General features: G+C 68.0%; 26 protein-coding genes, 1 tRNA gene and 1 riboswitch. Of the genes, 14 read left to right on the top strand and 13 right to left on the bottom strand.

Annotation, left to right across the window (positions count from 1 at the left end; all coding sequences use genetic code 11):
* Positions 1-227: 227 nt before the first annotated feature.
* Positions 228-1,175, top strand: a complete 948-nt coding sequence (locus J2S42_RS22535; RefSeq protein ID WP_307242151.1) for a hypothetical protein — start codon at positions 228-230, stop codon at positions 1,173-1,175.
* Between the two features lie 30 nt (positions 1,176-1,205).
* A complete protein-coding gene (locus tag J2S42_RS22530; RefSeq protein ID WP_307242150.1) occupies positions 1,206-1,697 on the top strand; it encodes a hypothetical protein in 492 nt (163 codons plus the stop codon).
* A gap of 54 nt (positions 1,698-1,751) precedes the next feature.
* On the opposite strand, the gene J2S42_RS22525 is transcribed toward J2S42_RS22530, so the two are convergent.
* Positions 1,752-1,943, bottom strand: a complete 192-nt coding sequence (locus J2S42_RS22525; RefSeq protein ID WP_307242148.1) for a DUF397 domain-containing protein — start codon at positions 1,941-1,943, stop codon at positions 1,752-1,754.
* Positions 1,931-2,767, bottom strand: coding sequence for a helix-turn-helix domain-containing protein (locus tag J2S42_RS22520; RefSeq protein WP_307242146.1), 837 nt, complete (start codon positions 2,765-2,767; stop codon positions 1,931-1,933). Before J2S42_RS22520 ends, J2S42_RS22525 begins: the two co-directional genes overlap by 13 nt.
* Before the next feature lie 68 nt (positions 2,768-2,835).
* On the opposite strand from J2S42_RS22520, the gene J2S42_RS22515 reads away from it, so the two are divergent.
* Together J2S42_RS22515 and J2S42_RS22510 are read left to right on the top strand one after the other, a co-directional pair.
* Positions 2,836-3,342 (top strand): hypothetical protein, encoded by a 507-nt coding sequence (locus J2S42_RS22515; protein ID WP_307242145.1) that lies wholly within the window; start codon positions 2,836-2,838, stop codon positions 3,340-3,342.
* A 3-nt stretch (positions 3,343-3,345) separates the two neighbouring features.
* Positions 3,346-3,606 carry a hypothetical protein gene (locus J2S42_RS22510; protein ID WP_307242143.1) on the top strand — a complete coding sequence of 87 codons (261 nt, stop codon included), beginning with the start codon at positions 3,346-3,348 and terminating at the stop codon, positions 3,604-3,606.
* On the opposite strand, the gene J2S42_RS22505 is transcribed toward J2S42_RS22510, so the two are convergent.
* Together J2S42_RS22505 and J2S42_RS22500 are read right to left on the bottom strand one after the other, a co-directional pair.
* Positions 3,603-4,139, bottom strand: coding sequence for a P-loop nucleotide/nucleoside kinase family protein (locus tag J2S42_RS22505; RefSeq protein ID WP_307242141.1), 537 nt, complete (start codon positions 4,137-4,139; stop codon positions 3,603-3,605). The two genes, J2S42_RS22510 and J2S42_RS22505, sit on opposite strands and share 4 nt — an antisense overlap.
* Positions 4,136-4,987 (bottom strand): GntR family transcriptional regulator, encoded by an 852-nt coding sequence (locus J2S42_RS22500; RefSeq protein ID WP_307242139.1) that lies wholly within the window; start codon positions 4,985-4,987, stop codon positions 4,136-4,138. The genes J2S42_RS22505 and J2S42_RS22500 overlap by 4 nt, the downstream gene beginning before the upstream one ends.
* Before the next feature lie 222 nt (positions 4,988-5,209).
* On the opposite strand from J2S42_RS22500, the gene J2S42_RS22495 reads away from it, so the two are divergent.
* The 8 genes from J2S42_RS22495 (at position 5,210) to J2S42_RS22460 (ending at position 12,912) form a co-directional block, all read left to right on the top strand.
* Positions 5,210-5,464 (top strand): DUF6284 family protein, encoded by a 255-nt coding sequence (locus J2S42_RS22495; RefSeq protein WP_307242137.1) that lies wholly within the window; start codon positions 5,210-5,212, stop codon positions 5,462-5,464.
* On the top strand, positions 5,461-5,664 hold the full coding sequence (locus J2S42_RS22490; protein ID WP_307242135.1) for a hypothetical protein: 204 nt from the start codon (positions 5,461-5,463) through the stop codon (positions 5,662-5,664). The genes J2S42_RS22495 and J2S42_RS22490 overlap by 4 nt, the downstream gene beginning before the upstream one ends.
* Positions 5,661-6,434 carry an ABC transporter permease gene (locus J2S42_RS22485; RefSeq protein WP_307242134.1) on the top strand — a complete coding sequence of 258 codons (774 nt, stop codon included), beginning with the start codon at positions 5,661-5,663 and terminating at the stop codon, positions 6,432-6,434. The genes J2S42_RS22490 and J2S42_RS22485 overlap by 4 nt, the downstream gene beginning before the upstream one ends.
* Positions 6,365-8,632 (top strand): cell division protein FtsK, encoded by a 2,268-nt coding sequence (locus tag J2S42_RS22480; protein ID WP_307242132.1) that lies wholly within the window; start codon positions 6,365-6,367, stop codon positions 8,630-8,632. Before J2S42_RS22485 ends, J2S42_RS22480 begins: the two co-directional genes overlap by 70 nt.
* Positions 8,633-9,022: 390 nt before the next feature.
* Positions 9,023-9,304, top strand: a complete 282-nt coding sequence (locus tag J2S42_RS22475; protein WP_307242130.1) for a hypothetical protein — start codon at positions 9,023-9,025, stop codon at positions 9,302-9,304.
* Positions 9,305-9,336: 32 nt separating this feature from the next.
* Positions 9,337-11,289 carry a DUF3987 domain-containing protein gene (locus J2S42_RS22470; RefSeq protein WP_307242129.1) on the top strand — a complete coding sequence of 651 codons (1,953 nt, stop codon included), beginning with the start codon at positions 9,337-9,339 and terminating at the stop codon, positions 11,287-11,289.
* Between the two features lie 190 nt (positions 11,290-11,479).
* The gene (locus J2S42_RS22465; RefSeq protein ID WP_307242127.1) at positions 11,480-11,737 is read left to right on the top strand and encodes a helix-turn-helix domain-containing protein; all 258 of its coding nucleotides are present in this window, start codon (positions 11,480-11,482) and stop codon (positions 11,735-11,737) included.
* Positions 11,737-12,912, top strand: a complete 1,176-nt coding sequence (locus J2S42_RS22460; RefSeq protein ID WP_307242126.1) for a tyrosine-type recombinase/integrase — start codon at positions 11,737-11,739, stop codon at positions 12,910-12,912. The genes J2S42_RS22465 and J2S42_RS22460 overlap by 1 nt, the downstream gene beginning before the upstream one ends.
* An 88-nt stretch (positions 12,913-13,000) precedes the next feature.
* Here the strand turns inward: J2S42_RS22460 and J2S42_RS22455 are convergent.
* Positions 13,001-13,074: transfer RNA gene (locus J2S42_RS22455), tRNA-Gly, on the bottom strand.
* A 47-nt stretch (positions 13,075-13,121) separates the two neighbouring features.
* Positions 13,122-13,646 carry a pyridoxamine 5'-phosphate oxidase family protein gene (locus J2S42_RS22450; protein ID WP_307242124.1) on the bottom strand — a complete coding sequence of 175 codons (525 nt, stop codon included), beginning with the start codon at positions 13,644-13,646 and terminating at the stop codon, positions 13,122-13,124.
* Positions 13,647-13,704: 58 nt separating this feature from the next.
* Between J2S42_RS22450 and dcd the strand changes: the two genes are divergently transcribed.
* Positions 13,705-14,283: a dCTP deaminase gene (gene dcd / locus J2S42_RS22445; RefSeq protein ID WP_307242123.1), complete on the top strand. Its 579-nt coding sequence runs from the start codon at positions 13,705-13,707 to the stop codon at positions 14,281-14,283.
* 42 nt (positions 14,284-14,325) lie between these two features.
* Here the strand turns inward: dcd and J2S42_RS22440 are convergent, their stop codons facing one another.
* The 7 genes from J2S42_RS22440 to J2S42_RS22410 form a co-directional block, all read right to left on the bottom strand.
* Complete coding sequence (locus tag J2S42_RS22440) at positions 14,326-15,312, bottom strand: C40 family peptidase (RefSeq protein ID WP_307242121.1); 987 nt, start codon at positions 15,310-15,312, stop codon at positions 14,326-14,328.
* Between the two features lie 14 nt (positions 15,313-15,326).
* A riboswitch (cyclic di-AMP (ydaO/yuaA leader) is annotated at positions 15,327-15,500 on the bottom strand.
* 128 nt (positions 15,501-15,628) lie between these two features.
* Positions 15,629-16,327, bottom strand: a complete 699-nt coding sequence (locus J2S42_RS22435) for a LamG domain-containing protein (RefSeq protein ID WP_307242120.1) — start codon at positions 16,325-16,327, stop codon at positions 15,629-15,631.
* A 325-nt stretch (positions 16,328-16,652) separates the two neighbouring features.
* Positions 16,653-17,627, bottom strand: a complete 975-nt coding sequence (locus J2S42_RS22430) for a C40 family peptidase (protein WP_307242118.1) — start codon at positions 17,625-17,627, stop codon at positions 16,653-16,655.
* Positions 17,628-17,812: 185 nt separating this feature from the next.
* A complete protein-coding gene (locus tag J2S42_RS22425; protein WP_307242116.1) occupies positions 17,813-18,826 on the bottom strand; it encodes a hemolysin family protein in 1,014 nt (337 codons plus the stop codon).
* The gene (locus tag J2S42_RS22420) at positions 18,819-20,099 is read right to left on the bottom strand and encodes a hemolysin family protein (protein ID WP_307248933.1); all 1,281 of its coding nucleotides are present in this window, start codon (positions 20,097-20,099) and stop codon (positions 18,819-18,821) included. The genes J2S42_RS22425 and J2S42_RS22420 overlap by 8 nt, the downstream gene beginning before the upstream one ends.
* Positions 20,100-20,227: 128 nt before the next feature.
* Positions 20,228-22,384: a (Fe-S)-binding protein gene (locus J2S42_RS22415; protein WP_307242114.1), complete on the bottom strand. Its 2,157-nt coding sequence runs from the start codon at positions 22,382-22,384 to the stop codon at positions 20,228-20,230.
* Between the two features lie 290 nt (positions 22,385-22,674).
* Positions 22,675-22,941, bottom strand: coding sequence for a cell division protein CrgA (locus tag J2S42_RS22410; RefSeq protein ID WP_307242112.1), 267 nt, complete (start codon positions 22,939-22,941; stop codon positions 22,675-22,677).
* Positions 22,942-23,131: 190 nt separating this feature from the next.
* Between J2S42_RS22410 and J2S42_RS22405 the strand changes: the two genes are divergently transcribed.
* Positions 23,132-23,932 (top strand): DUF881 domain-containing protein, encoded by an 801-nt coding sequence (locus J2S42_RS22405; protein WP_307242110.1) that lies wholly within the window; start codon positions 23,132-23,134, stop codon positions 23,930-23,932.
* Positions 23,933-23,934 lie beyond the last annotated feature (2 nt).

Genomic DNA, 23,934 nt, shown 5'->3' with positions numbered 1-23,934 from the left:
CGATGGCACGCCCGTCCGTGTGCCAAGAGGCGAGCTTCGACGCGCCGTGCTGCAACCACAGTCCGGCAGCATGTGACTGCCCCTAAGCCACAGAGCAAAGACCCACCAGTACAGCGGCTTGCAACTTCCATGAATGGAAGTCGCAGACAAACAACAGCCTAACGACGTCTTGCAAATGACAAACGAGGTATCGTTCTCCGGCTCGACGCTGTGCGATCATCGGCAGCATGACGACACCGGCGACTTCATCGCGCCCGACGGCCACCCGAAGCATCTACTTCTACCGCATGGACGGTGGCGCCACCGAGTCGGGCGCGCCTCGCCGGGTCGACATTCGACCCGCCCTTGAGTACGTCAATAAACTACCTTTCGAACAAGTTGGCGGGCGTTACCTAATCCAAAAGGACGGTGACGTCTACTGTGCATGGATTAGTCACGTTGGCGACGTATCGAACGTCGCTTTCGGACTCATTCGCCGCAATGCTCTCCCGCAAGCCGAGTCTTCTGGGAAGCTCAAGAACCTTGTTCTTGCCGAGGAGGAGGGGCTCTGTGAAGTCTCCCACCTATGCATCTTCCCCAATGAGATCGTCGGCGTTGAATACAACCATTACGGTCCTCGGGCGAGCAGATTCGCTGAATATATCAACAAAATGGGCGCAGCTCAAGCACCAGAATTCCAGATGGAAGCACTAATGCGACAGGACATCGCCGCGAAGCTACAGAATAAGGTTGCCGTTCGCACATTCGAGATGAAAGTTCGCCGCGCTCACATCGAAACGATCAGAAGCATGCACGCCAAAACGGGGGAGGCATTGGATTCGCTTGCACGCGGCAGTGAGGCTGACACCATTGGCATTATGCTCGGACCGAGACCATGGCAGAAGGACAACCTCGGCCAAGAGATTATGGCCTTCATTCGGAACATGGTTCGTCGGCCCGATCTTCGTGAGATCGTCGTCCAGTTCAAGGCAGCACTCCTTGAGGAGGGCTCCGACAGGCCGGACGAGGTCAACCTGCTCCAAGATCACCTGATCAGCTCGCGAAAGATCTTGCGCATCGGCGAGCGATCTCGGGTTTTAGACTCAGATGATGCATATAGGAACATCCAGGACGCTTACGCGGCCCTGCGCCAAGATCTTTTGTCAGCCCCCTCTGTTAGCGTCAAGAGAGCATAAGTTGACCTAGCGCGAGGGCCAGGTGGCAACGTGGAGCCGGTGCATTGGGGACGAGACAAATCGCTCTGGATCGAATACGCGATCGTTACCGCAGTTGCCATACCACTTGCACAATGGCAACCAATTAGCAACTTTTTGCACGAGCTCTTCAAAGGGCGCCGAGGTGACATCTATCCCGCAATAGTAGGCCTTGAGGGAGTTGTTCTCGGGTTCGTCGTTGCAGCATTAACGATCGTACTCGGATATGCGAATTCACCCCGCTTCGAGTTGATCAAAGGAACCAAAAATTATGCCGCCATCTTCCGCGCTTACATTCGGGCGGCAAAATGGATGGCACTTGCCTTGACCTATGGCATGGCTGCACTAATTTTCGACACTGACGAAGGCCCCAACTCGCCGCTATGCTTTCTTCTCTTTGCGACACTAACCCTGGCATGCATTAGATTCGGCCGCGTTATCTATATCACCGAGAAAGTGGTGAAGGTGGTCGTAAATTCGCATTCACGCGCGCCAGGCGCTTAAGAACGGGCCTTTCTCGCGACATCTTAATACCCTCAACTCAATCACCGCCCTCACTCACCACAGCCCCTTAACACACTGGATTTCTCTTATGAATCGCGTCCACGCATGGGGACCTACGGTTAATACCGCGGCGTCAGGATTCTTGCTGTCCCTCACGTAAATGTGCTCGTTGGCGGTCGCAACCTCGATGCAGTCCCCGCCGTTGGGGCCACTGCGTGTGGATTTTTTCCAAGTCAGATGGTCCATGTTTGGGCTGCTTCCTTGATCAGGTTGATTGAGAGGCGTTGGGGCAGCGCCTCCCCTAGAAGACCTTCCCAGGTGCGGCGGAGGGCATCAACGGCTTCGGGGGACTCGATCATGAGGTCGCGGAGTTGGGTGTCGAGTAGGGCGAGGTCGGGGGCGTGGGGGACGCTGGCTAGGACGAAGGAGCCGGACATGCCGCGGTGGGCGCCGATGTCGGTGGGGAGGATGTGGAGTTCGACTCGGCCGGCGGTGCTGGCGGTGATGAGGGAGTCGAGTTGGGCGCGCATGATCTCGGGTGAACCGATCGGGCGGTGTAGCACGGACTCTTCGAGGATCATGATCAGTTCCGGCGGGGTCTTGCTGGTGAGGATCTGTTGCCGCTGGATTCTGGCGTCGGTGGCGCGTTGTAGGGCGGTCTCGTCGGTGGTGAGCATCCCGGCGCGCAGGACGGCGCGGGCGTAGTCCGGGGTCTGGAGTAGGCCGCTGATGACGAACTGCTGGTAGGTGCGGAGCGCGGTGGCGGTCTGTTCGATGTCTGCCCATGGGCGGAACCACTCGGGCATGATCTCGCGCGACGCGGCCTCGTGCGCCGCGTCGAGGAGGCGGCCGAGGAGGCCTCCGGTGGTGAGTGCGTCGTCGGCACGGTGGATCAGTTCGGCGCTGGGTGGGCGCTTGCCGGTCTCGACGGCGGAGACGTGGGTGTTGGAGAAGTGGATCTTCGCTGCTAGGGCTTCCTGGGTGATGCCCTTGCGTTCGCGGGCGAGTCTCAGTTCATGCCCGAGCGCTCGCAGCATCGGGTGTGCGGTGCCGGTTTGGTCAGTGGGCATGGGATTCCCCATCGGTTCCCCGTGCGAGTGTCGCCGTTCCGCAGAGCGTTGGTCGATTTCGCCGACGAATGGATGCAACGTCGAACGGGTTCCTGGTCAATCGATTCTCGGAAATAGTCCTTGTAGTCAAGGAGGGCGCGTCGCCAGGTGGTGCTAGGCCGTCCGCTTTTCCGCCGAGAATCAAGGAGGAGATTCCCATGCCGTCGGTAACCATCGGCGCAAGTCCAGAGATAACCGATGCCGAGCACCCGGACTTCTGCGACCCGGAGGTATGCACGGCCGGCGCCGAGTCGCCCCGAGGGGTGCCGCAGCACCGGTCGAAGCCGTGGAAGATGGGGCTGTCGGGTGACATGTTCATCGACCGGATCGAGGTGCGGCTGGTGGAGCCCGTCTCCACGCCGGGTGACTGGTTCGTGGAGGTGGACGTCTTCACGGATGATCCTGACGAGGCGACCGACACGCTGATGTTCACGCGGCCGGACGTGTTCGCCATGTTCAGGTTCTTCTTCATCATCATCGAGAACGCCGTGAAGGCGAAGAGGCCCGACCGGAAAACAGTCGCCAAGGCGGCGTAATCCATGATCTCCGAACGTCGGTGCGTACCCGATGATTTCCACGCCGTGGGAGACATCGTTCACCTCAACAGATTTGATGTCAAAGACGGTGAGCGAGACGTGGATATTCGGATTCTGCATGTCTCGCATCTGTTCTTGCCGGTGCCGGATGTGCAGTGGGTCCGAATCCTCGGTGTCGAGATGAAGGGCGCCGAGGAGAAGGGGCCGCAGAGCCTCTTCGTCGTGCACAAGGAAGCCCTGATTCGCAAAGGGGCCGAGGATTAGGCCGAGCTGCGCTTCATGACGTCGAGAACAGCATGCGCGGCGTCAGCCGGCCGGATCTGCGCCGTGTTGAGGAAGAGATCGGGCTCGGGAACGGGCTCGGTTTCTTCCCACGCGCGCAGGCGGGCGCTGGTGTCGCCGGTGGCGCGGGAGACGATGCGGGACTTGGCTACGTCGCGGGGGCACCAGAGGTAGGCCACGGTCCAGCGAGTCTCCGGCGTGGCGTTCACCAGTGCCTCGATCGCGGGGACCTGGCCGAGGTGGACGACGGGGATGCCGGTGGTGAGTGCGTCGGTCAGGCCGGGGCGGTCGATGACGTAGACGGACTCGTACCGGCGGTTCTCCCAGATGATGTCGCCGGTGGCGCGGAGACGGTCGATGTCGGGCTCGGTGGTCATGCGGTAGGTGCCGGTGCGGCCGGGGCCGGCCTTGAGCCGGCGGAAGAGAGTGACCGTGGGGTCCAGCTCGGCCAGGGCGTGGGTGACGGTGTCTTTGCCGCTGGCGGGTGGGCCGTAGAGGATGATGGCGCGGCTCATTGCGTACCGCCGGTGATGGTTTTGATCAGGTCTTTTGCCTGGGCCTGGAGTGGGCGGCTGGATGCCGAGTTGTCGATGACCTTGTGCGGGACCGGTGGGCGGAAGCTGGTTTCGACCTTGGAGAGGTAGCCGGCCCAGTCCGCGAGTTTCGCGGCGTCGCGGGCGGCGCCGCGGTGGCGGACGTAGGTGTGCATGGTGGCTTCGTCGCAGTAGACCCAGACGTAGATCGTGGTGGCGTTCAGCTCGGTGAAGGTGGCCTGGGTGCGCTCGATCCACGCGGGGTCGTTGAGTTCGCGGATGAACGGGGCGGTCAGGATGACGCTGTTGCCGCACGCGACGTTCTCGGTGGCGGCCGCGATCAGGGCCTCGTACTCGCGGGGGCGGATGAGGTTGAAGTATTCGGCGGACTCGCGGTCGTGGGGTGAGTGGCCGATGGTCTCCAACGCGGCCTCGACGACCGGGCGGGTGAGGGTGTCCTTGTCGAGCATGGACCAGCCGGTTTCGCGGGCGAGGATGCGGCCCAGCTCGGTTTTGCCGCTGCCGGCGTAGCCGCCCACGATGACGACCTTCGGTTGCCGGGGGCGGATGTCGGCTTTGCGGTCCTGACCGGGGGCGTGGACGTAGCGCTTGGAGCGGGACTTGCTGATCACCAACCCCTCTTCGGCCAGAAGACGCATCGCTTCGGAGATGGTGAAGACGCTGACGTCCCAGCGTTCGGCCAGCTCACGGGTGGACGGGAGGACGTCTCCGTCGCGGAGTACGCCGGCCTCGATGTCGTTGCGGATGTTGCGTGCGACCTGCTGATGCAGCGATTCCCCACGGGTCAGTGGCGGGCGGGGGGTCGACATGGCGTCTCCTCTTATCAGCGGCATCGTGCAACTGGTATCCCAAAATACCAGGTGATTTGCTGGCCGCCGACGTTGTTAGCCCACGTTTAAGCAGCTCAGACGCCTTCCTGCACAAACTTCCGATCTAACAGTTGACCTGTTCGCATATCAACTGTTAGCTTCGTGGCACAGAGATCGCCGTCACAACGACGGTGGTCACGGAAGCCACAAGAGGAGTGCGTCTTGGCACCGAACGACTGGCTCAACGACGTCGACGGCCCCACGTCGGGCGAACTCGCGGCGATCGAGGCGGAAGAGCCGTTGATCAGCGCGGAGGTTGCGTTGCTGGACGCGCAGATCCGCGTCTTCTGTGCGGACGGCGGTCCGACCGAGCTGGATTGGCACCGGATGCGGATCGCGGAGAAGCGGGTGGCTCGGGAGGCGCTGGCGCTGCACCGGCGGCACCTGGACAGCGCGGAGCTGGGGTGGGTGGCGTGACGAATTCCGTCTTCCCGATCCCGACGGATGGGGATTCGCGCTTCAGGTACCGCTTGCTGGTGGACGTGGCGCGGGTGCTGGAACGGCACGGCTTTCCGCCGGTCGAGGCCACCGCGGATCTGGTTCGGCTTCAGCAGAGCCTCTTCAACTTCCTCTACGCCAAGCCCGAGAACGCCGACGCCGAAGGAGTCCTGCGATGACCGTCTCCGCGTATCCGCCTCAGGTGGCGGACCTTCTTCCCCGCGCTCAGGAACTGGTGGCGGCCCTGGGTGTGCTGCCGTCCGAGAACCGGATCAAGACCGAGCTGAAGGTGGGCCGGCCGAAGGCCAAGGCCATCCGGGCGGCGCTGGAGCAGGAAACCGCACCGGCCGATCCCGAGCCGGAGCAGGCGCCGGAGGACGTGGTGCCGGACCCGGTTCCGGCGGTGGCCGAGCCGGAGACCGTGCCGGTTCCGGTGGCCGAGGTGGCGCCGGTGACGGTGGAGGCGATCGGCCAGCGTGAGGCGGTCGTGGACCCGGTTCCGGCCGCTGAGTCCGTCACGCGGCGGGCGGTGCCGTCGTGGCCGGTGCTGATCCTCGCGCTGCCGGCGTTCGCGGCGGTGTGGTCGGGGTGGGTCGGGCTCGGGGAGATGACCGGGTTCGGGGTGGTGCACCCGCTTCCGGGGATCGCGGACGGGTTCAGCCTGAACACCGCGATCACGCTCCCGATCGGGGTCGAGACCTATGCGGCGTACGCGCTGCGGGTCTGGCTTTCGGCTCAGGTCAGCGTCCGGGTACGGCGGTTCGCGAAGTGGTCCGCGATCGGCTCGCTGATCCTTGGCGCGCTCGGGCAGGTCGCCTACCACCACATGGAAGCCGCGGGCATGACCGAGGCGCCCTGGCAGATCACGACGGTGGTCGCGTGCCTGCCGGTGGCGGTGCTCGGGATGGGCGCGGCGCTGGCGCACCTCAATCACGACGGACGTTCCTAGCTTCGCCCGGCGGCGCGGCCCTTCGGCCTGGAAACCTGTGCCGCGCCGCCGGTCACTCGCTCCGTTCACCTCGTGAGGCTTCAGGAGGAAGAACCCTCATGCTCGCAGAGACCAACCCGGAACACACCGGCCGCACGGCCACCCTCACCCCTGAGGTGCTGGTGGGTGAGGTGGTCATGGTCGACCAGCCGCATGCCCGTACCGATGATGAGTGGCTGAAGGAACTGGCGCGGCAGGCCGCGCAGCGCAAGCCGATCCTGCCCGCGTGGATGCTGTCGGGCTCGGACTTCCGGCACACGTGCCGCTGGATCGCGGCCCACTACCTGCACGTCTCCGCCTATCACGCGGTTCGGATGCCGGTCTACGGCGGGAAGCTCGCGCTGCGGGCGCCGCGCGGGGTCTGGCGATTCATTTCCGGCGGTACGCGGTGGGTGCTCGACCTGGAAGGCCTGCCCGTCCGGCTTGCGGCGGTTCGGCGGGAGGACGCGGAGCAGTACCTCCGGCTGTCCCGGCAGCGTGACGGCCGGGTGCGTCTGCGGACGCTGATCGCGGCGTCGGTCGCGGTGCTCGGCGTGAGCGGCACGTTCGTGCTCGCGGTGCTGGCGCCGAGCTGGGCGCACTGGGCGACGCTCGCGGGGCTGGTCGCCGCGTTCGGGCTCGGCGGGGCGCGACCGGATAGGCCGCTGGTGTCCCGCGCGGTCGTTCCGACGCATGTGCAAGAGCTGACGTCGAATCAGGTCACGCTCGCGCTGTCCGTGCTCGGGCTCGCGGGGATCAACCAGGCGGTGTCGAAGCTGGGCGACAAGGCGATTGGGTTCCCGGCGCCGATCACCCGCGACGGACCCGGGTGGCGCGCCGATGTCGACCTCCCGCCCGGCGTGACCGCGACCGAGGTGATCGAGCGGCGGGAGAAGCTGGCCGGCGCGCTCACTCGGCCGCTGGGGTGCGTGTGGCCGGAGGGCAACGCCGAGGTGCACCCCGGCCGGCTGGTGCTCTGGGTCGGTGATCAGGACATGTCGAAGGCGCGTAAGCCCGCGTGGCCGCTGCTCAAGGGCGGACCCATAGACCTGTTTAAGCCTCAGCCGTACGGGACGGACCAGCGCGGACGCTGGGTGAACCTGACGCTGATGTTCATCGCAATGGTGATCGGGTCGATTCCGCGCATGGGCAAGACGTTCGCGCTGCGGGAAGCGCTGCTGATCGCGGCGCTCGATCCGCGGGCGGAAATCCACGCGTACGACCTGAAGGGCACCGGCGACCTCTCCGCGCTGGGCAAGGTCGCGCACCGGTACAGGGCTGGTGAGGATGACGAAGACATTCTCTACGCGGTGGCCGCGATGCGGGAGCTGCGGGCGGAGCTGCGTCGGCGGGCGCGGGTGATCCGGGATCTGCCGCCGGATCTGTGCCCGGAGAACAAGGTCACGCCGGAGCTGGCCACGCGGCGCTCGCTGGGGCTGCATCCGATCGTCGTTGGGGTCGATGAGTGTCAGGTCTGGTTCGAGCACCCGGAGTACGGGGCCGAGCTGGAGGAGATCTGCACGGACCTGGTGAAGCGCGGGCCGGCTACCGGGATCGTGCTGATCCTGGCCACGCAGCGGCCGGACGCGAAGAGCCTGCCGACCGCGATCTCCGCCAACGCCTCGACGCGGTTCTGCCTCAAGGTCATGGGGCAGATGGAGAACGACATGGTGCTCGGGACCAGCAAGTACCGCAACGGCGTCCGGGCGACCATGTTCGCGTGGGAGGACAAGGGCATCGGCTACTTCGCCGGTGAAGGCGCGGACGCGCGGATCGTGTCGACCGTGTTCATCGACGGGCCGGCCGCGAACGTCCTTGCCGAGAAAGCGCGGGCGCTGCGGGAGCGCGCGGGGCGGCTGACCGGGCACGCGCTCGGGGAGACGCCGGAAGTCTCACGGACTGCCGGTCATCACCTGCTCGACGACATCCTGTCCGTGGTGCCAGTGGCGGAGCTGCGGGTGTGGAACGAGACCGTGGTGGCGAGGCTGGCCGAGCTGCGGCCGGATGCCTACGACGGATGGGCGCCGGAGCAGCTGACGGCGGCGCTGAAGCCGTACGGGATCGAGGTTGACCAGATCGGCCGGCGGGTGGGCGGGAAGACCGTCAACCGGCGCGGCATCACCCGCGCGCACGTCGCGGAAAAGGTTGCCGAGCGTAACCGATTGAAGGCTGCGGCCTAGAGCCGCCGGAGGGTGCTGGCGCTAGCGCCCGAGCCTGCTAGCGCTAGCACCTCCGCTAGCACACGAAATGAAGCCCTGCCAGGACGCTAGCACGCTAGCGGCCCTGATCCCCCATGCCCGAAAACCGGCCCTGGAGGCGTTCGTGGACACCCCTTCCCTGATCGCTAGCTTCCTCTGCTTTGTCCTGCCACCCGTCACGATCTGTTACGCCGCTAGCTGCGCGATCTGGCCGTGGAAAGCGTGCTCGACCTGTCACGGAACCGGGCGGATCAAGAGCCCGTTCGGGCGCGTGTTCCGGCTGTGCCGGCGCTGCGACGGCACCGGACGGCGCATCCGGGTCGGGCGGCACGTGTGGAACGAGTACCGGCGCGTGCACCGGGACGGCAACCGATGAACCGCACTCCGCACCCGGACTGGTGCGCCGCTGACCATCGCTGCGGGCTCAACGAGCACCGGAGCGCGGAGATCATCGTCGACCTGGCGCGGCACGGTCGCGGGGTCGTCACCCGGACGCGGACGGAGAACGGCCGCGAGTACGCCGAGGTCCGGCTGTGGGTGCCGCTCGCTCGCCGTGAGGTGGCGGCGCGGCGGCAGTTGCTCACCATGCTTTCCGGCCTGCGCGTCCTGCTCGGCCGTGTCGCGGTCGCTGCCCGGCCGTCACCCCACCGCTGATCCGCTGCTCAACCTGGAAAGGAGGCCGCATCATGAACCGACCCGCACACGACGAAGGCGCGGAACGTGCCGTCATCGGCGCCGCACTGCTCAGTCCGTCGCTGGTCACCGAGCTTGCGGCCAAGCTCAACCCCGGCGACTTCTACCGCCCGAACCACGGAGCGCTGTGGGACGCGATCTGCCGGCTCGACGCGGCCGGTACACCGGCCGATCCGATCATGCTCGCGGCGCATCTGGCCGAGACCGGGGATCTGGCGCGAGTGGGCGGGGCGCCGTACCTGCACACGCTGATCTCCGAGGTGCCGAGCGTCGCCAATGCCGGCTACTACGCGGACATCGTCGCCGGGCACGCGCGGCGGCGGGAGGTCTCCGAGCTGGGATTGCGGCTTACCCAGCTCGCGGACTCCGGCACCGACACAGCCGATCTGCTGGCGACCAGCCGCGCACTGCTCGACGACACCAGCACCGGCGCGGAATGGGCGCCACCGATCCCGCTGGGCACCGGGCGGCATCTGCCGGCCTTTCCCGCGCACGTGCTGCCGGGATGGGTGGCGGACATGGTGCGGGCAGTCGCGGAGTTCACGCAGACGCCAGTCGACCTGGCCGGGAGCATCGCGCTCGCGGCCCTGTCAACGGCGGCCGGCGGGCGGGCCGAGGTGGAGGTGCGGGGATCGTGGCGGGAGCCGACGAACCTGTTCACGGTCGTGGTGTTGCCGCCGGGGTCGCGAAAGTCGGCGGTGTTCGCGGCAATCACCGGGCCTCTGCTGGCGGCTGAATCGGCGCTGGTGGAGCGGACCAAGCCCGCGATCGTCGAGGCCGAGTTGGCGGCGCGGGTGGCGGGGAAGGCCGCTGACAAGGCGGCGCATGCTGCGGCGAACGCGGATGCGTCGGCGCGGGATGCGTTGCTGGCCGAGGCGTCGGCCGCCGCGATGCAGGCCGAAGCGGTCACGGTGCCGAGCCTGCCTCAGCTTGTCGCGGACGACGTGACCAGCGAGGCTGCCGCGCAGTTGCTCGCGGACCAGGGCGGGCGGCTGGCGGTGCTATCGCCGGAAGGTGGCATCTTCGCCACGATCGCCGGCCGCTACTCGGGCACGCCGAACTTGGAGGTGTTCCTCAAGGGGCACGCCGGGGACATGATGCGCGTCGGCCGGCTGTCCCGCGAGAGTCAGCACGTCGCCAAGCCCGCGCTCACGCTCGGCCTGGCCGTGCAACCGGACGTGCTGCGCGACATCGCTTCCATGCCGGGCTTTCGCGGGCTCGGACTGCTGGCACGCATCCTGTTCGCCCTGCCGGAGAACACGGTCGGCTTCCGCCGCATCGGTGCCGACCCGGTTCCGGCCGAGGTAGCCGAGGCGTACCGGGACAACCTAGGCGCCCTGGTCCTCACGCTCGCGGGGTGGACCGACCCGGCGGTCCTGCCGCTCACCGAGGATGCCAACGCCAGGGTGCTCGACATCGAGCGCGCGGTAGAGCCACGGCTTGCGCCCGGTGGTGCGTGGGGACACGTCGTGGACTGGGGCAGCAAGTACACCGGCGCCGTCGTCCGCATGGCCGGGCTGATCCACCTTGCCGAGCACCTGCGCGACGGATGGGGCAAGCCGGTGGAGGCGGAGACGATCGACCGGGCTGCACAGCTCGGTGACTACTACGCCGCTCACGCGCTGGCCGCATTCGACGACATGGGCGCCGACCAGGCCACCCGCAACGCCCGGCACGTGCTTGCGTGGATCGAGCGCACAGGATCGACGACATTCACCAAACGCGACCTGTACCGCGCCACCAAGTCCGCCACGATCCGGGCCGTTGCCGACCTGGAACCCGCGCTCGCGGTGCTCGACGCGCACGGCTACCTCCGCCAGATCGACCCGCCGGCACGACCCCGGACCGGCGGCCGGCCGCCGTCGCCAACCTTCCTCGTGAACCCGGACGTGCACCGGCCGGCCGCCACCGTCCATCCGATCCGCGACGCCCGGCGGACCGCATGAAGCCCCTGACAGAACCGACAGAACTGCCACAACCCCCGTACCGCAGAGGTTCTGTCGGTTCTGGCAGTTCTGTCACGACCGATCCGAGACGCCCCGCCCGAGAGGAACCAGCGTGCGACCGAGGCCAACCGGCCGTCCCTCACAGTCCGCTTCCCGCTCGATCTCCCGCCGTTCGGAAGGAATGCCGCTGATGCCCAAGGTCACCGACATCCGCACCGTTGCCCCGGTGCTGCCCGAGGAACTGCTCACGATCGAGGAAGCGGCGCTCCGGATCAAGATGAGCGTGCGGTACGTCCGTCGGCTGGTCGCCGAACGTCGCATCCCGTTCTACCGGCTCGGTCGCTCGGTGCGCTTCGATCCCACCGACCTGGCCGAGTTCGTCACGGCGGGCCGGGTTGAGCCGATGACGCCGGAGAGCGTGTGGCGCGGGCTGCGGGGTGTGGCCTGATGCCGGGCAAGGGAGGCCACCGCCGGTTCGGCGCGATCCGAAAGCTGCCGTCCGGCCGCTACCAGGTGCGCTACCCCGGCCCGGACGGTGTGGTGCGGCCGGGAGAGCAGACGTTCGAACGGAAGCAGGAAGCCGAGCAGTACCTGTCCATCGTCGAGTCGAAGCTGATCACCAGTGAGTGGATCGACCCGAACCGAGGCAAGATCTGGTTGCAGGACTACGCCGAGCGCTGGATCGCCGAACGGCCGAACCTGCGGCCCCGGACGGTGCACCTCTACACGTGGCTGCTCGGCAAGCACGTCACGCCGTACCTCGGGAAGGTGCCGCTGAACCGGCTGAGTACGCCGATGGTTCGGGAGTGGCGTACGAAGCTGCTCGACAACGGCGTCTCCGCCACCATGGCCGCGAAGGCGTACCGGCTGCTGCGCGCGGTCCTGATGACGGCGGTCAAGGAGGACGAGTTGATCCGGGTGAACCCGTGCCGGATCAAGGGAGCAGACCAGGAGCGGCCGGCGGAACGGCCGGTGCTCACCGTCGCCCAGGTCTTCGACCTGGCGGAGAAGGTGCCGGAGCGCTACCGCGCGCTGATCCTGGTCACCACGTTCGGGTGTCTCCGGTGGGGTGAGGTGATCGCGTTGCAGCGGCGAGACATCGACCTTGAGGCGGGTACGGTGCGCGTCCGTCAGGCGTACGTGGAGCAGCGCGGCACGGGCCTGGTCCTCGGCCCGCCGAAGTCGCGGGCCGGACTTCGCACGGTCACCCTGCCGGCCGTCGTCCTGCCAAAGGTAAGGGCGCATCTCGCCGAGTTCGCGGGTGATGACCCGGACGCGTTTGTGTTCACCGGCGCGGAGGGCCGGACGATCTGGCGAGGGAACTTCAACCAGCTCGTGAAGTGGTCGGATGCCGTCGCGGCGATCGGGGCGCCGAAGCTGCACTTCCACGACCTCCGGCACACCGGGAACACGCTCGCGTCCCGCGCGCCGGGTGCGAGCCTGCGGGACCTGATGACCCGGATGGGCCACGACAGCCCGCGCGCGGCGCTGATCTACCAGCACGCCAACTCGGAGGCCGATCGGGCGATCGCCGAAGCGATCAACAAGGCGGTGCAGGCGGCTCGGCGGAAGCCGAGCAAGCGGGCGCCGAAGGCCGCTCAGGACGAGGCTGAGCCGGTCTAATGGCACGTGGATGGCACGCGGCGGATTTCTAGTCCTAGAAACACGGAAGCCCTGGTTGGGACATCTGTCCTGACCAGGGCTTTTGCCGTGGAGCGGGTGACGGGAATCGAACCCGCACTGTCAGCTTGGGAAGCTGATGTTCTGCCATTGAACTACACCCGCGTGGTGCGGCCTCACTCTACCTGGTTTGGCGATCGCCGCGCGAGCGGCTATGCCTGTGAGTCGCCTGAGGCGGCGATGACGATTTCGACGGTGGGGGCGTGGTCGCGCCAGACCTGGACGGCGGGGCGGGCGGTGGTGGTGTCGGTGGCGAGGGGGGTGGCGCCGCCTCGGCCGTGGCGGGCGAGCATGGCGACGTCGATGGTGAATTCGTAGAGGCGCCAGTCGACGTGGGGTTCGGCGCGGAGGTCGCCGGCCAGGCGAGTGATGCGGGCGGTGTCGGTGACCGGGTGGGCGTGGCCGGCGAGGTAGGCCTCGTCGTCGCTGTCCTCGGGCGGGAAGCTGTGCAGCGCGTAGCGGCCGTCGCGGTCGAGGTCGCGGCGTTTCGGGGAGTCGACGATGAAGCAGAAGAGGCCCTCGTCGGTGATGACCGGGGAGACCGGGTGGACGCGGGGGCCGCCGTCGGAGCGGACGGTGGCGAGGTAGCCAAGGCCCGGACCGTACTGCTGCATGAGGGTGCGGATGGCGGCGGCCAAACCGGGCTGTGAGGTGGCGAAAGCGGTCCAGGTAGCCATGTGACGATCCTACTCGAACACGCGTTCGAACGGCCAGCATGCGAGATAGTGTGTCCGGATGCTGCTCTCCGACCGGGACCTTGTCGCCGAGATCAAGGCCGGCACCCTCGCCCTCGATCCGTTCGAGGCCGCGCTGGTCCAGCCGTCCAGCATCGACGTGCGGCTCGATCGGCTGTTCCGGGTCTTCAACAACCACCTGTACACGCACATCGACCCCGCGGTGCAGCAGGACGACCTGACATCCGAGGTGGAGGTGCCGGCGGGTCAGCCGTTCGTGCTTCACCCGGGTGAGTTCGTGCTGGCCTCCACGCTGGAGGTGATCTCGCTGGGTGATCAGCTGGCGGGGCGGCTGGAGGGGAAGAGCAGTCTGGGGCGGCTGGGCCTGCTGACGCACTCGACGGCCGGGTTCATCGACCCGGGCTTCTCCGGGCACGTGACGCTGGAGCTGTCGAACGTGGCGAACCTGCCGATCACGCTCTGGCCGGGCATGAAGATCGGGCAGCTGTGCATCTTCCGGCTGTCGTCGCCGGCGGAGCATCCGTACGGGTCGGAGGTCTACGGCTCCCGCTACCAGGGGCAGCGCGGGCCGACGCCGAGCCGCTCGTGGCGCAACTGGCGCACCTGGCCCACGACGTAAGAAGGCCGCCCCCGTCGAGCGAGGGCGGCCCACAAGAAGACCTTAGAGCGGACTGCCGAAGCTGTGCACCGGCATCGCGTCCATCTTCATCATCCGCACCGGCTCCGCGGGGTTCGGTGCGTGCACCACCCACTCGTCACCGGCGTACATGCCGACGTGGCTGAGGTCGGCGCGGTAGAAGACGAAGTCGCCCGGCTGGAGCTCGGCGCGGCTCACCGACCGCATCAGCCCGCGCTGCGCGGCCGCGTTGTGCGGGAACGAGATGCCGACCTGGTTGTACGCCGCGAGCATCAGGCCGGAGCAGTCGTAGGCATCCGGTCCGGCCGCACCCCAGACGTACGGTGATCCGATCTGCGCGCAGGCAAACTTGATCACGACGCCGCGCTTACCGCCGGGGTACTCGTAGGGGCACGGCGCCGGGGCAAGCTCGCCGCCACCACCGTTGCCGTAGATCTGGAGCCGGAGCTTCTGCAGCTCGTCGACCTTGGAGTTGATCTCCTTGGTCTTCTTGGCCAGCTCCGCCTCCTGCTTGGTGAGGTCGGCGACGAGCGCGTCAAGCGGCGCCTTCTCCGCCTCCAGCTGCTCCTTCAGCGCGACCACCTCGGCGATCTCCCGGCCCTGGGTACGGGCGAAGTGATCGAGGAGTTCGAGCTGGTTGGTGAGCGTGGTCGGCGAGCCGGTCACCAGGATCGAGCCGAGCGTGCTGGCGGGGCCGGTCTTGTACTCCTCCGCCGCGATCACGCCGACCCGGTTCATGACCTGGTCGACCTCGGCCTGCAACGGTTTGATCTTGGCGCCGAGCACCTCGGCCTGCTTCTTTTTCTTCTGCAGCTCCTGGCGGGTGGAGTTGTGCTTCTCGACCGTGGGCTCGAGCTGGGTCCACGCCTCATCGATCTGCTTCTCCACCTCGGTCACGCTCGGCTCCGCGTGGGCGGCGGTGCCGCCGAGCGTGACCACCAGCGCAGTGGTCAGCGCGCACATGGCGCCGACGAGGACGGACCGGTTTCGGAGTGCGGCAATGCCTGCCACCGAAGTGTGTGCTCCCTTGTGTCCCTGACCGCCTACCGGGTTAGCTGACGGGTTCGGGCGGGTGAGGGCCGGTGCAGTAGCGCCCACCACAGGGTCATCGCCCTACCGCCGGCCGCGGCCGGCGGATTCACCCCGAGTGCTGATTGGGTCCCCGGTTCATCGGGTGGATGATTCGGCGGTGTCAGGCTCGCGGCGACCGCTGATGATCGCGCGTCATCGAGCCCGGCGAACCCCAAGATTAGAGAGGCAAAACGGACACCGCAAGCGGATCTAGCCCAAAAATCGGTACGTGAAAGGGTGGTCGCCGTACGTCACGTCAATTGATCGCCACATATACATCGTCCACCTGACCGGCATATTGATCGTTGTTGGCGGTCACGCTCTTACCGCCGATTCGCAGCGGCTCGGTATTCGCGATGGACAGCCGGGCCGGCAGCTTCGTCGTGCCGCGCGCCACGCCGTCCACCGTGATCGACAGGGCGCCACCGGCGCGCGTGCAGCCGACCGCGTGCCAGCGCCCGTCGGCCACCCGGACCGGCGCGATCACCCGGTAGATCCGGGCCGGGCTGGCCACCACGCAGCTGGGCCGGCCGTCCAGCCCGTCGACCTGCAGCTTGTACTGGGTGCCGCCGCCGACCGAGAAGCCCTTCTGCACCACGTTCGCGCCGTCCGCGGTGTCGGTGGGCCGCATCAGCACGGACGCGCCGTAGCGCAGGCGCCTGGTCCCGGGGTTGAGCGTGGCCGGGTCGCCGCCCTCCAGGATCGCGCGCGGGCAGTTCTGCGGCAGCGCGGTGCAGCGGGCCGGGAAGGTCGCGGCCCAGCCGGCGCCGTGCCGGGTCAGCCGGAGCGCGCCACCGGCCGCGGTGCGCGCCCGCATGCCGTATCGGCCGGTGACGTCCAGGAACTGCCGGCCGGCGCCGCCGTCGAACGTGTACCGCACCGAGACCGGGCCCGGCGCGATCCGCGCCACCTCGGTGGAGGCCGACGGCACCACCTCGATCCCGCCATCGTCCACGAAGGGTTCCGGCGCCGCGGCCGGCTCCGAGGACACGGGCGACGGGGAGAGGGAGGGGGAAGCGGACGGAGTCGGGGCGGGGTCGCCGCCGGAAGCCACTATCGCGCCGGTGAGCAGCGCGAGCACCGCCCCTCCCACGGCGACCGCAGCCACCCGGCCCGTCAGCTTTCCCGGCATACGGCGTGTTTCGGACATTCCCCCATTGTGGGGATTGCCGGCTGCGGCACCCGGCCCATCCACCGCGGCTCACGGCAAAATCATGCAAAAGCAGGAGCCCGCACCGGTGTACGTACCGGTGCGGGCTCCCGCGCTGGACTGTGTGGCGTCAGACGTATCGGCGGAAGCCGACCACCTGCATCACGCTGATGCTGAGCACCTCGACCGACATGCCGGGCTGCGGCGCGTGCACCATCATGCCGCCGCCCAGGTAGATGCCATCGTGACTCAGGCTGCTGTTGAAGAACACCACGTCACCCGCGCGCGCCTCGGACCCGCTCACCGGCGTGCCCATGTTCCACTGGGAGACCGTGCTGTGCGGCAGGCCGACACCGGCCGCGCTGTGCGCGAAGGCGACCAGGCCGGAGCAGTCGAACGAGCCGGGTCCGGCCGCACCGAACACGTACGGCTTGCCGAGCTGCGCGCAGGCGGTCGCCACCACGATCGCGGCCGCACCGGTCGCGCCGCTGGCCGAGCAGGAACCGCCACCGGAGGTGCTGCCGCTGCTGGGGACGTTGGCCACCGAGCCGTACGCCTCCTCCTGCAGCTTCTCCAGCTCCTCGATCTCCTTCTCGACCGCGGCCTTCTTGGTCGCGAGTTCCTTCTCCCGCTTCTCCTGCTCGGAGACGACCTTGTCGAGCTCGGCCTTCTGCTTGTCCATCTCGGCGCGGGCGTCGGCCACGGCCTCGATGTCCGCCCGCTCGCCCGCGGCCAGCCGGTCCAGGTAGACGAGCTGGTCGGTCAGCGCGGTCGGCGAGCTGGTCCGCAGGATCGAGTTGAGACCGGACGCGGGGCCCTCCCGGTACGACCGGTTGGCGATCACGCCGACCTTGTCGACCGCGATCTTCATCTGGTCGTTGAGCGGCTTCATCTTCGCTTCGAGCTCGGACCGCTTCTTCTGGTTGCCCTTGAGGTCACTGCGGACCTTGTTGTGCTCCTCGATCATCGGCTCGAGCTCGCCCCACTTCTCGTCCATCTGAGCCTCGATCTGCGCGAGGGTGGGCTCAGCGTGAGCGGGGGCGGACAGCAGCGTCAGGCTGAACAGCACAGCCGCGCCGGCCGAGAGGAATGCGCGCGTCAGCACGCGATGGGGACGCAACGAGAGCCTTGGCGTCACCGGGGCTCGCCTCCGAGGGGGGTGAGAGGTCTGCCGGACCGGATTGGATAGTGCCGGCGGAGTAACGGATCCTCACCTTAGGACGTTTACGCGTCCGTTATCAACCCAATGGCGAATACCAATTCGTACCGCACTCGTACCACCACTAATCGTTACGCTAAATCGCCACCAACCACCGCAGTAAGCACATCGTCCAGCGTCAGAATTCCAAGTGGCGCACGACCGTCGCTGACCAGCACCATGTGTTTCCGTTCGCGCCGCATCCCGATCAGCAGATCCGCGAGGGTACGGTCCGGGGGCACCACGGCCAGCGGCCTGATCACCTCGGCCGGCACGGCACGGCGGCGCTCCTCCCCCTCGTACCCGAGGATGTCCTTGACGTGCACGAAGCCCAGCACCCGCCGCGTGGAGCGCTGCACCACCGGGAACCGCGACCACCCGGTACGGGTGGAGAGCACCTCCAGCGACGCCGGTGACACGTCCTCCGAGACCGTGACCACGCTCAGCCAGTCGCGCAGCGCGTCCGCCGCGGTCTGCCGGCCGAGCGCGAGCGCGCCGGTGATCCGCGCGTGTTCCTCGTCGCCGAGCAGCCCTTCCGCCTGCGCCTGGCTGGCCAGCCCGGCCAGCTCGTCCGCGGTGAAGACGGTCTTCGCGGTGTCCGACGTCTCGATCCCCCAGAGCCGTAGCAGCTGCCGGGACGCCCACTTCATCGCCAGCAGCAGCGGTTTCGTGGCGGTGCAGAACACCAGCATCGCCGGGCCGAGCCAGAGGGCGGCCGGTTCCGGTCCGGCCAGCGTGATGTTCTTCGGGACCATCTCGCCGAGCACCGTGTGCAGGCCGACGACCAGGCCGAGCGCGATCGTGAACGCGATGGGATGCACGGCCGGCTCCGGCACGTGCACCGCGTGGAACGGCACCTCGAGGTAGTGCGCGATGGCCGGCTCCGCGATCGCGCCGAGGCCGAGCGAGCAGATCGTGACGCCGAGCTGGGCCCCGGCGATCATGAGCGGGATCTGGTTCATCGCGGCCAGCGCGAGGCGGGCCTGTGCGGACGTCTCGGCCAGCGGTTCCAGCACGGTGGGCCGGGAGGCGATCAGCGCGAACTCGCCGCCGACGAAGAACGCGTTGCCGAGCAGGAGCAGCACGGTCAGACCGATCTCAAGCATCCGGCGTCACGATCCTGACCTGCTCGATCCGGTGCCGTTCCACCGAGACGACGGTGAACTCCCAGCCGTCCGTGCGGACCGTCTCACCCGGCACCGGGATGTGGCCGAGCCGGGCCATCAGGAAACCGCCGAGCGTCTCGTACGGCCCTTCCGGTAATCGGAAGCCGGTCTGCTCCAGCAGCTCGTCCTCCCGCAGCACGCCGTCGACCAGGAGTTTCCGCTCGTCGCCGGGCGGGTCCGGGGTCAGTTCCGCCACGTCGTGCTCGTCCGCGATCTCGCCGACCAGCTCCTCGACCAGGTCCTCGACCGTGACCACGCCGTCGGTGCCGCCGTACTCGTCGACCACGATCGCCAGGTCCGCGTTGCCGGCCCGCAGCGCCGCGAGCACGCCGTCCAGGTCCAGGCTCTCCGGGACCAGCACCGGTTCGCGCGCGACCGCACCGACCGTGGTGCCGGCACGCCGGTGCAGCGGCACGCCGAGCGCGTCCGGCACCCCGGCCACACCGGTGATCTGGTCGAGCGTCCGCTCGTACACCGGGAAGCGGGTGCGCCCGGTCTCCCGGGCCAGCGTGATCAGCTCCGCGACCGTGTCGGTGGCCCGCAGCGCCACCACGTCCACCCGCGGCGTCATCGCCTCGGCCGCGCGCTTGTCCGCGAACCGGATCGTGCGCCGCAACAGCGCCGCGGTCTCGGCCGACACCTCGCCCGCGTTCGCCGAGATGGTGGCCAGCAGGCCCAGCTCGTCCGGCGAGCGCGCGCTGGCCAGCTCCTCCTGCGGCTCGACGCCGAAGCCGCGGACCACCCGGTTCGCGGCGCCGTTGAGCGCGCGGATCAGCCAGCCGAAGAGCACGGTGAAGACGCGCATCGGCGCGGCGGTGAGCAGCGCGGCGCGCATCGGCCGGGCCAGCGCCGCGTTCTTCGGCACCAGCTCGCCGAAGAGCATCGAGAAGAGCGTGGCGACCACGAGCGCGAGGAGCGGCGCGACCGCCTCCACCCGCGGGCCGAGCAGCGGGCGCAGCGCCGGGTCGATCAGGTTCGCCAGCGCGGGCTCGGCGAGGTAGCCGGTGAGCAACGCCGTGATCGTGATGCCCAGCTGCGCGCCGGAGAGCTGGAAGGAGAGTTCGTGCAGTGCCGCGCGTACGCCCCGGGCGCCGCGGTCCCCGGCGTCGGCCCGTCGCTCGATCTCCACCCGGTCCACCGTGACCAGGCCGAACTCCGCGGCCACGAAGAACGCGTTGCCGGCGGTCAGCAGAGCGAAGATGACCAGCGGCAGCAGTGTGGTGAGTAGGAGCCCGTCGATGATCGATTCACCTCGGCCTTATCCTGCCGCACATCACCGCGGCACCTGGGGTAGATCCTTGTCTTCCCCAGGTGCCGCGGTAAAGCATCAAAGCTCAAACCTTACGCAGACGGTACGTTGTCCGCCTTGATCGATCGGAGCAGCACGGTGGCCACGTCGACGACCTCGACGTCCTCGTGCTTGCCCTTCGCGTTCACGCCGTCGCCGAGCATCGTGTAGCAGAACGGGCAGCCGACCGCGATCGTCTGTGCGTTCGTGGCCAGCGCCTCCTCCGTACGCTCGATGTTGATCCGCTTGCCGATCTTCTCCTCCATCCACATGCGCGCGCCGCCGGCGCCGCAGCAGAAGGAGCGTTCCTGGTTGCGCGACATCTCCGTCAGGCCGTCCTTGACGGCGGATCCCAGCACCTCACGCGGCGGCGCGAAGACCCGGTTGTGCCGGCCCAGGTAGCACGGGTCGTGGTAGGTGACGCCACCGTCGAGCTGGTTCACCGGCGTCAGCTTGCCGGTGGCGACCAGGTGGCTGAGCAGCTCGGTGTGGTGCACGACCTCGACCTCCAGGCCGAGGTCCTTGTACTCGTTGCCGAGCGTGTTGAAGCAGTGCGGGCAGGTGGCGACGATCTTCTTGACGTTCGCCTCCTTCAGCGTCTCCACGTTCTGCTGGGCGAGCATCTGGTAGATGAACTCGTTGCCGATCCGCCGCGCCGGGTCGCCGGAGCAGGTCTCGCCCTCGCCCAGGATCGCGAAGTCGACGCCGGCCTCGTGCAGCAGCGTCGCGACCGCGCGGGTGGTCTTCTTCGCCTTGTCCTCGAACGCACCGGCGCAGCCGACCCAGAACAGGTACTCGAAGTCCTCGTCGCCACCGGCCCGCTTGATCTCGAAGTCCAGACCCTTGGTCCAGTCCTCACGGGTGTTCTGCGGCGAGCCCCAGGGGTTGCCCTTGTTCTCCAGGTTGCGCAGCATGACGCCGGCCTCGGACGGGAAGTTCGACTCGATCAGCACCTGGTACCGGCGCATGTCGACGATGTGGTCCACGTGCTCGATGTCGACCGGGCACTGCTCGACGCAGGCGCCGCAGGTGGTGCAGGACCAGAGCACGTCCGGGTCGATCACGCCCATCTCGGCCTCGGTGCCGATCAGCGGCCGGTTGCCCTCCGCGACCGCGAGCACGTCCATGTGCGCGAGCTGGGCCTCGGTGGCCTTCTCCTCGCCGGTCAGGTCCTTGCCGCCGCCGGCCAGCAGGTAGGGCGCCTTCGCGTACGCGTGGTCGCGCAGCGACAGGATCATCAGCTTCGGCGAGAGCGGCTTGCCGGTGTTCCACGCCGGGCACTGCGACTGGCAGCGGCCGCACTCGGTGCAGGTGGAGAAGTCGAGCAGGCCCTTCCAGGTGAACTGCTCGACCTGGGCGACGCCGAACTGGTCCTTCTCCGGGTCCGCCTCCTCGAAGTCGAGCGGCTTGCCCTCGCTGGTCATCGGCTTGAGCGGGCCGAGGCCGGACCCGGCCGCCTTGGCCGGCTCGCGCTTGAACCAGATGTTCGGGAACGCCAGGAACCGGTGCCAGGCGACGCCCATCGTCACGTTCAGGGAGATCACGATGAGCCAGGTCATCGAGATCATGATCTTGACCATCGCGGCGACGCTGGCGCCGGACTCCCAGGCCGGCAGCACCGAGCCGACCGCGTGACTGAGCGGCGCGGCCCAGACCGGGTAGGCGAAGTGATCGGTCGCGACCTTGAAGCCGCGGATCAGGAAACCGAAGATCAGGACCAGTAGCACGATCCACTCGACGAAGTAGCCCTGCCACATCGTGGAGCCGGTGAAGCGGGAGCGGCCGCCGGGGCGGGTCGGCCGGTTCGCCAGGCGCACGGCCATCAGGTAGACGATGCCGGCGATACCGAGAATGCCGATCCACTCGGTCGCGAAGCCGAAGACCAGCCAGTGCCCGATGATCGGCAGCTCGCCGGTCGGCGTGACGACCTCGAAGTACGCCTCGACCACCAGCAGGAAGAGGACCAGGAAGCCGACCATCACGAACCAGTGCGCGGCGCCGATCAGGCTCCACTTGAACATCCGGGTATGACCGGCGGTCTCCTTGAGCATGACCACGGTCCGGCTCAGCGGGTCGGAGAACCGTTCCGGCGCCGGTTGCCCGAGCCGGATCACCTGAACGATCTGGCGGACCGCGCGGACCGCCAGGACGACGGCGACGGCCGTGATGGCGAAGGCGACGATCGTCGTCGCGATCTGGACGCTGCCCATGCGAAGGCCTCCCGGGGCTGCTGCGAACGGCTGCAGTCTCTCAGCAGCCTACGCGCCCGATTACCCGCGAGTAACTACAGGCGCGCCGTAACGTGAAGCATCTCGCAGCCCATGACCCACGGCTCAATCGGGATCACCCTAAGCGGCCCGCGCGCGGGAAACCGCCCAACCGCCGCCCGGCCACGCACAGCGACCGACGGAACGAGGGACCCGGGGGGCCTCCCGGGTCAGTATCGACGCTCGCGCTCCCGGTCCGCGCTTTCCGCGGACAGGGAGCGCCCAAGCGAGCGTCACCGCCAGCGAGTGAAAACGATCAGGGAGGCGACCATCGAGCCGAAGCCGACGCCGAGGTTCCAGTAACCCCAGGTCGCGACCGGGTACTGCTGGCTGGACAGGTAGTAGAGCACCAGCCACGCGATGCCGGCGATCAGCAGCGCGCAGGCGAGCGCCGGCACCCAGACCGGGCTGGGCTTGCCGGCTGCCGCACCGGTCTTCGCCGGCCCGAGATCGGCGGGCGGGGTGTAGACCTTCTTCTTGCGGACCTGCGACTTAGGCACTGCATTCTCCTGTGGTTGCCGTCTTGGATCCGGGTCGCCCGCTGACCAGGCGACCGGTGGGAGCGGCGGTGGTCCGTGGCGAACTACTGTTCGTTCGTTAGCGTAGTCAAGGCGGCGCGCTAAAGCATCGACGGGCCGCAAAGAAACTGTCACAGGTCGCGGTCCCGGGCACGGGGAGGACGAAACAGGCGTGGAGTACACCGACGACGTCCGGTCCTGGCGGCAGGTGCTCCGGCGTGCCACCGGCGCGCTGCCGCCCGGGCGCCGGGGCCGCAAACCCACCGTCTGGTCGATCGGCACGCCCGTGATCGCACTGGCCGCGGGCCTGCTGTTCACCACCAGCGCGACAACGGCGGCCGGCACCGCGCTGCGCGAGGACCGCCGCCCACAGTTGGCGCAGCTGATCGAGGACGAGCGCGACCGGGTGGAGGCCGCGGAGGAGCGGGCCGCCGCGCTGCGCGACGACGTCCGGGCCCAGACCGACGCGCAGGGATCGTCGGACGGCTCGGTCAAGGCACAGAACGACCGCGCCGGCGGCTACGAGCAGCAGGCCGGCTTCACCGCGCTGGGCGGGCCCGGCATGCGTGTGGTGCTGGACGACGCACCGCAGACCGACGCCACGAACGGTGCCACCAACGACGACCTCGTGGTGCACCAGGGCGACGTACAGGCCGTGGTCAACGCGATGTGGGCCGGTGGCGCCGAGGCGATGTCGATTATGGGAGTTCGGGTCATCTCGACCAGCGCGGTACGCTGTGTCGGCAACACACTGCTTCTCCACGGGCGGAACTACTCGCCGCCCTTCGAGATCATCGCGATCGGCGATCCGGAGTCGATGCGGGCGTCCCTCGCGTCGTCGTCCGGGGTCCAGGCCTTCCGCCAGGCGGTGGCCGATTACGGGCTGGGTTATCGAGAGACCGTGGAAGGGAACACCACCGTGCCGGCGTATGACGGATCCACCGCCCTGCGCACCGCGGATGTCCCCGGGTGACC

It is taken from the genome of Catenuloplanes indicus (genome assembly GCF_030813715.1).
Classification (GTDB): domain Bacteria; phylum Actinomycetota; class Actinomycetes; order Mycobacteriales; family Micromonosporaceae; genus Catenuloplanes; species Catenuloplanes indicus.
This window is presented reverse-complemented; position numbering and strand designations above follow the sequence as displayed.

Excerpts from the sequence above, each read along its gene's own strand:
- J2S42_RS22535 (WP_307242151.1), top strand. The coding sequence starts at position 228 with ATGACGACACCGGCGACTTCATCGCGCCCGACGGCCACCCGAAGCATC.
- J2S42_RS22525 (WP_307242148.1), bottom strand. The coding sequence starts at position 1,943 with ATGGACCATCTGACTTGGAAAAAATCCACACGCAGTGGCCCCAACGGC.
- J2S42_RS22520 (WP_307242146.1), bottom strand. The coding sequence starts at position 2,767 with ATGCCCACTGACCAAACCGGCACCGCACACCCGATGCTGCGAGCGCTC.
- J2S42_RS22515 (WP_307242145.1), top strand. The coding sequence starts at position 2,836 with ATGGATGCAACGTCGAACGGGTTCCTGGTCAATCGATTCTCGGAAATA.
- J2S42_RS22510 (WP_307242143.1), top strand. The coding sequence starts at position 3,346 with ATGATCTCCGAACGTCGGTGCGTACCCGATGATTTCCACGCCGTGGGA.
- J2S42_RS22505 (WP_307242141.1), bottom strand. The coding sequence starts at position 4,139 with ATGAGCCGCGCCATCATCCTCTACGGCCCACCCGCCAGCGGCAAAGAC.
- J2S42_RS22500 (WP_307242139.1), bottom strand. The coding sequence starts at position 4,987 with ATGTCGACCCCCCGCCCGCCACTGACCCGTGGGGAATCGCTGCATCAG.
- J2S42_RS22485 (WP_307242134.1), top strand. The coding sequence starts at position 5,661 with ATGACCGTCTCCGCGTATCCGCCTCAGGTGGCGGACCTTCTTCCCCGC.
- J2S42_RS22475 (WP_307242130.1), top strand. The coding sequence starts at position 9,023 with ATGAACCGCACTCCGCACCCGGACTGGTGCGCCGCTGACCATCGCTGC.
- J2S42_RS22470 (WP_307242129.1), top strand. The coding sequence starts at position 9,337 with ATGAACCGACCCGCACACGACGAAGGCGCGGAACGTGCCGTCATCGGC.
- J2S42_RS22465 (WP_307242127.1), top strand. The coding sequence starts at position 11,480 with ATGCCCAAGGTCACCGACATCCGCACCGTTGCCCCGGTGCTGCCCGAG.
- J2S42_RS22460 (WP_307242126.1), top strand. The coding sequence starts at position 11,737 with ATGCCGGGCAAGGGAGGCCACCGCCGGTTCGGCGCGATCCGAAAGCTG.
- J2S42_RS22450 (WP_307242124.1), bottom strand. The coding sequence starts at position 13,646 with ATGGCTACCTGGACCGCTTTCGCCACCTCACAGCCCGGTTTGGCCGCC.
- dcd (WP_307242123.1), top strand. The coding sequence starts at position 13,705 with ATGCTGCTCTCCGACCGGGACCTTGTCGCCGAGATCAAGGCCGGCACC.
- J2S42_RS22425 (WP_307242116.1), bottom strand. The coding sequence starts at position 18,826 with ATGCTTGAGATCGGTCTGACCGTGCTGCTCCTGCTCGGCAACGCGTTC.
- J2S42_RS22415 (WP_307242114.1), bottom strand. The coding sequence starts at position 22,384 with ATGGGCAGCGTCCAGATCGCGACGACGATCGTCGCCTTCGCCATCACG.